We start from the raw sequence: 5,260 nt of genomic DNA on the forward strand, positions 1-5,260 counted from the left end.
CGGCGCCGGCACGCCCAAGCGACCCGCCCGCGCGCCCTCCCGCGGGGCAGGGCCGCAACCCCCCCCCCGGGCGGCCCCCCCCCCCCCCGGGCGGCGGCGCCCCCCCCCCCGCGTCCGCGATGGCCTGGCTACACGTCCGCGATCGTCTGCCTACACGTCAGCGATCGTCTGCCTACACGTCCGCGATCGTCTGGAGCTCCACGTCAGCGCGCGGGATGTCCTGGGCGTCGGCGTCGATGGAGCGGCGCAGCGCTTCGTGCAGCCGGGCCGGGGTCAGTACGCCCAGGAAGCGGTCGCCGTCCAGGACCGCGATCCAGCCCGCGTCGTGCTGGAGCATGGTGCTGAACGCCTGCTTGAGCGAGGAGCCGACCGGCAGCCACGCCTCCATGCGGCGGGCGTGCTCGCCGACGGTGCCGCTCGCCGCGGCGGACGCCGCGTCGGCCACGATCCAGCCGTGCAGGTTGTCCCGGTCGTCCAGGACGACGGCCCACCGGGCGCCCTCGGCCGTGAGCCGGGCCGCGGCCTTCGGCAGCGGGTCGTCCAGGTGCACCACGGGCGGCTGTTCCAGGTCGCCGGGCTCGATCGGGGTGACGGTGAGCCGCTTGAGGCCGCGGTCGGCGCCGACGAAGTCGGCCACGTACGGCGTCGCGGGCGCGCCGAGCACCGTGGCCGGAGCGTCGAACTGCTCGATCCGGCCGCTGCCGTAGACCGCGATCCGGTCGCCGAGCCGCACCGCTTCCTCGATGTCGTGCGTGACGAACAGGACGGTCTTGCGGACCTGCTCCTGGAGGCGCAGGAACTCGCTCTGGAGGTGTGCGCGCACGACCGGGTCGACCGCGCCGAACGGCTCGTCCATCAGGAGTACGGGCGGGGCGGCGGCGAGCGCGCGGGCCACCCCGACGCGCTGCCGCTGGCCGCCGGAGAGCTGGTCGGGGTAGCGGTCGCCGTAGACGGACGGGTCGAGCCCGACCAGGTCGAGCAGTTCCGCCGCGCGCTCCCTGGCCTTGGCGCGCTGCCAGCCGAGCAGGTGCGGGACGGTCGCCGTGTTCTCCAGCACGCTCTTGTGCGGGAAGAGGCCGACCTGCTGGATGACGTAGCCGATGCGGCGCCGGAGCGTGACCGGGTCGATGGTGGCGATGTCCTCGCCGTCCAGGAAGATCTGACCACTGGTCGGCTCGATCAGCCGGTTGACCATCTTCATGGTGGTGGTCTTGCCACAGCCGGACGGCCCGACGAGCGTGACCAGCTCACCCTCCGCGACCTCGAAGGACAGGTCGTCCACCGCGGTGGTCCCATCGGCGTAGCGCTTGCTGACGTGCTCGAAGCGGATCATGGGTCCCCATTGTCGCCGTATTCGTTGAAGAACATATTGCGCTCTCGTGGCGGTAGGGCTCGATTGTCAGTGCCCGGGGTTAGGGTCGCCAGGCATGGGACCGGCGCGTGGCCGACGCGTGGGGCATGGGTTGGGCGCGCGCGGGGGAGGTGGGCGGTCATGAGTGCGAAGGGCTGCCTGGCAGCGAACGAGTGGATCTGCGGCGAGTACGTGCGCTCGCGCAGTCAGGAGCTGACGGACGCGACGGTGCAGCACGTGTGGATCACCGCCGTCTCGGTGGGCATCGGGTTGCTGGTGGCGTTCCCGCTGGCGCTGCTCGCCCGCCGCTGGCGGGCCGCGGCCGGGCCGGTGCTGGGCCTGACGACGGTGTTGTACACGGTGCCGTCGCTGGCCATGTTCGCGCTGCTGATGCCGGTGTTCGGGGTGTCGGCCGCGGTGGTCGTCACGGGCCTGGTGCTCTATTCGCTGACCGTCCTGGTGCGGAACGTGCTGGCGGGTCTCGAATCGGTGCCGGACGACGCCCGCGAGGCGGCCCGCGGCATGGGGTACGGGCCGGGCCGGCTGCTCATCGAGGTGGAGTTGCCGTTGGCGCTGCCCGCACTGATGGCGGGCGTGCGGATCGTGACGGTCTCCACCATCTCGCTCACCACGGTCGGCGCCATCGTCGGCTTCGGAGGCCTGGGCAACCTCATCTACGACGGCATGGACAGCTTCTTCAAGGCGCAGGTGCTGACCGCGTCGGCCATCTGCGTGCTCCTCGCGGTCGTCGCCGACCTGCTGCTGCTCGGCGTGCAGTGGCTGCTGACGCCCTGGACCCACGGGCGCGGGCGGGCCGGCGGCGGGGGCGGGACACGGATCGGGACCCGGCGCGCGGCGCGCGCCGCGAAGGCGGGCTGAGGACGATGGACGAGATCACCGGCGCCTGGGACTGGCTGACCACCGGCGCCAACTGGGCCGGCAGCACCGGGGTGTGGCACCGCCTCGGCGAACACCTCTACCTCTCGGCGGTGTGCCTGCTCATCTCCTGTGCCATCGCCCTGCCGATCGCGCTGTACCTGGGCCACATCGGCAAGGGCGGCGCGCTCGCGGTCAACATCTCCAACGCCGGCCGTGCGGTGCCCACCTTCGCGGTCCTGGTGGTGCTGATGCTGACGCCGCTGGGCAAGCACGGGGACCTGCCGACCATCATCGCGCTGGTGCTGTTCGCGGTGCCGCCGCTGCTGACCAATGCGTACGTGGGGATGCGCGAGGCCGACCAGGACGTGGTGGAGGCCGCGCGCGGGATGGGCATGTCGGGCTGGCAGTTGCTGGGCCGGGTGGAGCTGCCGCTGGCCTTTCCGCTGATCATGACGGGGGTGCGGTCGGCGGCGGTGCAGGTGGTGGCGACCACCACGCTGGCAGCGCTGCCCGGCGGCGGTGGGCTCGGCCGGATCATCACGGCCGGCTTCAACACCTACAACTCGGACCAGGTGGTGGCCGGCGCGGTGCTGGTCGCCGGGCTCGCGCTGCTGGTCGAGGGCGTGCTGGTGGTCGCCGAGCGGCTGCTGAGCCCGGTGCCGCGGCCGGTGCGGGCGGCGAAGCGGCGGGCCGAGCGGGAGCGGCGCGCGGAGGAGCGGCTGGCCCCGGCGACGGCGGTGAAGTTCGCGGCGGGCGGCACGGCCGTGGTCGTCGCGCTGGGCGCGGTGGTCTTCGGGTACGGGGGCAAGAGCCTGGAGGCGTCCTCCGCCAGGGGCGGCGGCGGCAAGGGCTCGGTGGTGGTCGGATCGGCCGGCTTCACCGAGTTCAAGATCATGGCCGAGTTGTACGCACAGGTCCTGGACGACGCCGGGTTCAACGCATCGATCCAGCCACTGAAGGCCCGCGAACTGTACGCACCGGCCCTGGAGAAGGGCCAGATCGACGTGGTCCCGGAATACGCGGCGACGCTCGCGGAATTCCTCAACGCGAAGGTGAACGGGCCCGACGCGCCGGCGGAGAAACCCGTCGCGTCGGATGACACGGACAAGACCGTCGCGGCGCTCAAGAAGCTCGCCGAACCGCGCGGACTGAAGGTGCTTTCGGCCGGTGACGCCATCGACCAGAACGCGTTCGCGGTGACCAAGGAGTTCGCCGAGAAGCACAACCTGTCCACCCTCTCGGATCTCGGCGCGGCAAAACTCAAGATCAAATTGGCCGCCGGTGACGAGTGCACCCAACGCCCCTTCTGCGCACCCGGTCTGGAGAAGACGTACGGCATCGACGTGACCGAGGTCGACCCCAAGGGCGTGGGCACCGTGCAGTCCAAGCAGGCGGTCAAGGACGGCACCGACGACATGCTGTTGACCACCACCACGGACGCCACGCTCGACGACTTCGACCTGGTGCTGCTGAAGGACGACAAGGGCCTGCAAAACGCCGACAACGTCCTTCCCGTGGTGAACGCGAAGGATGCCGGCAGCGCCAAGCTGGAAGCCGTACTCGACAAGCTCACCCGGGTCTTGACGACCGAGGACCTGGCGACCATGAACCGTGCGGTGGACGCGGATCGGGAGAAGCCGGCAGACGTTGCGAAGGACTATCTGAAGAAGAAGGGATTGCTGGCGAAGTAACCAGGAGGGAACAGATTCCGGGGCGGGCAGCGGAGTGCAACGTACGCACGGTAAGTTTCAGGCCATGCCACGTGGACGCCATCGCCATTCCCCGCCTCTGCACCGGCTGCTCCCTCCGCTGACCGTGGCAGGGGTGTCAACCGCCTGTGCCGCGGCGGCCTGGCTGGTCGGTGAGCCCCTCCTCGTCCGTTCGCTCGCCACGCTCGCCGCGGTGACCGCGATCGTCGGGGCCGTGCTGCTGCGCCGCTGGGACAACGCTGCGGGCAAGCGGGTAGCCGACCTCAACAACGCCCGGCTGCGGGACGAGTGGCGGGCCGAGGAACGCGTGGCCCAACTGGAGACGGGCGCCGAGCAGTCCCGTGCGGTGCGCAACAAGCTGGAGGGCAAGCTGCGCGCCCGGCGTGCGGAGTTGGCCCGGCTGCGCAACGAGCACGCCGCGCTGCTCCGCCGCTACGCCACCGCGGAGACCGCGCGCGCCAAGACGTTGGAGGACCGCCGCCGGCTCGCGGTCGGCTCCTCCCGGGACGAGGTGGAGGCCGCGTCCGCTGAGGCGTCCGCGGACCTGTCTGCCGACGCGCAGGCCGGGACCCCGGCTGGTGCGCGGGATGCCCGTGGCGCGGCCCGCCGGCCGGCGGCGGCGCTCCCGCCCGCGGCTGCGAGCGGGGCGGACGCGCGTGGGGCGGACGCGAGCAGGGCCGCGCGGTCGGCTGAGTCCGACGAGTCGGCTGAACTCGTTGAGTCCGCCGGGTCCGCCGCGGCCGTGGTGCGGCTCGGGCCCGCCGCGTACGAACAGGCGGCGGCTGCCCTGCGCGACTTCGCCCGCAACGCGGCGCGTCAGCGTGCGCAGGCGGATGCGGATGCGGCGACGGCGGTCGGGCCGGGGGATGTGGTCGGTGCGGTCGGTGCGGTCGGTGACGTCGATGGTGTCGACGCCGTCGCGTCTGATGACGTGCCCGCCGAGTCGGCTGCTGAACGGTCCGACGGACCGTCTGCTGAGCTCTCTGCCGGGCCCTCCGACGGGGTCGCCGACCGGACGGCTGACGCGTCCGGGACGGCGGACGGCGCCACCACCACCGCTCCGGCGGCCGGTGCGGCGCCCGTGACCGGTGGGGACGCCGCGGCGGCTGGTACGGGGCGGCTGCCCGGTGCGATGCCGGCCCTGGTCGAGCGCCCGGACGCCCCGGTGGCTACGGCTGGCGCCGCGGACCAGGCTGGCCCTGACCAGCGCGCCCAGGATGACCAGGGCGAGCAGGGCGAACAGGCCGAGCGCGCTGAGCGCGGCGGCGTCGCCCCGGCGGCGCGGGTGCGGGTGGAGCCGGCTGCCGCGGTGGTCCCGGCT

4 protein-coding genes and 1 pseudogene are annotated in these 5,260 nt (G+C 72.7%); 4 read left to right on the forward strand and 1 reads right to left on the reverse strand.

Annotated features, from left to right (window positions below; genetic code table 11):
* Positions 1 to 172 precede the first annotated feature (172 nt).
* Positions 173 to 1,333, reverse strand: a complete 1,161-nt coding sequence (locus tag AAHZ94_RS27960) for an ABC transporter ATP-binding protein (protein ID WP_349996293.1) — start codon at positions 1,331 to 1,333, stop codon at positions 173 to 175.
* A 159-nt stretch (positions 1,334 to 1,492) separates the two neighbouring features.
* Between AAHZ94_RS27960 and AAHZ94_RS27965 the strand changes: the two genes are divergently transcribed.
* From AAHZ94_RS27965 to AAHZ94_RS27980, 4 genes and pseudogenes are all read left to right on the forward strand, one after another.
* Positions 1,493 to 2,230 carry an ABC transporter permease gene (locus AAHZ94_RS27965; RefSeq protein ID WP_349996295.1) on the forward strand — a complete coding sequence of 246 codons (738 nt, stop codon included), beginning with the start codon at positions 1,493 to 1,495 and terminating at the stop codon, positions 2,228 to 2,230.
* A 5-nt stretch (positions 2,231 to 2,235) separates the two neighbouring features.
* Positions 2,236 to 2,799, forward strand: a pseudogene (locus AAHZ94_RS27970) (ABC transporter permease); the annotation flags it as partial.
* Positions 2,800 to 2,994: 195 nt separating this feature from the next.
* Positions 2,995 to 3,921: an ABC transporter substrate-binding protein gene (locus AAHZ94_RS27975; RefSeq protein WP_502964804.1), complete on the forward strand. Its 927-nt coding sequence runs from the start codon at positions 2,995 to 2,997 to the stop codon at positions 3,919 to 3,921.
* Between the two features lie 133 nt (positions 3,922 to 4,054).
* Positions 4,055 to 5,260 (forward strand): hypothetical protein (locus AAHZ94_RS27980; RefSeq protein ID WP_349996297.1); only part of this gene is annotated, 1,206 nt, incomplete at its 3' end.

It is taken from the genome of Streptomyces sp. HSW2009 (assembly GCF_040240285.1).
Lineage (GTDB): Bacteria > Actinomycetota > Actinomycetes > Streptomycetales > Streptomycetaceae > Streptomyces.

What these genes read in the sequence shown, in the direction of transcription:
- AAHZ94_RS27965 (WP_349996295.1), top strand. Translation starts at nt 1,493, where the DNA reads ATGAGTGCGAAGGGCTGCCTGGCAGCGAACGAGTGGATCTGCGGCGAG.
- AAHZ94_RS27960 (WP_349996293.1), bottom strand. Translation starts at nt 1,333, where the DNA reads ATGATCCGCTTCGAGCACGTCAGCAAGCGCTACGCCGATGGGACCACC.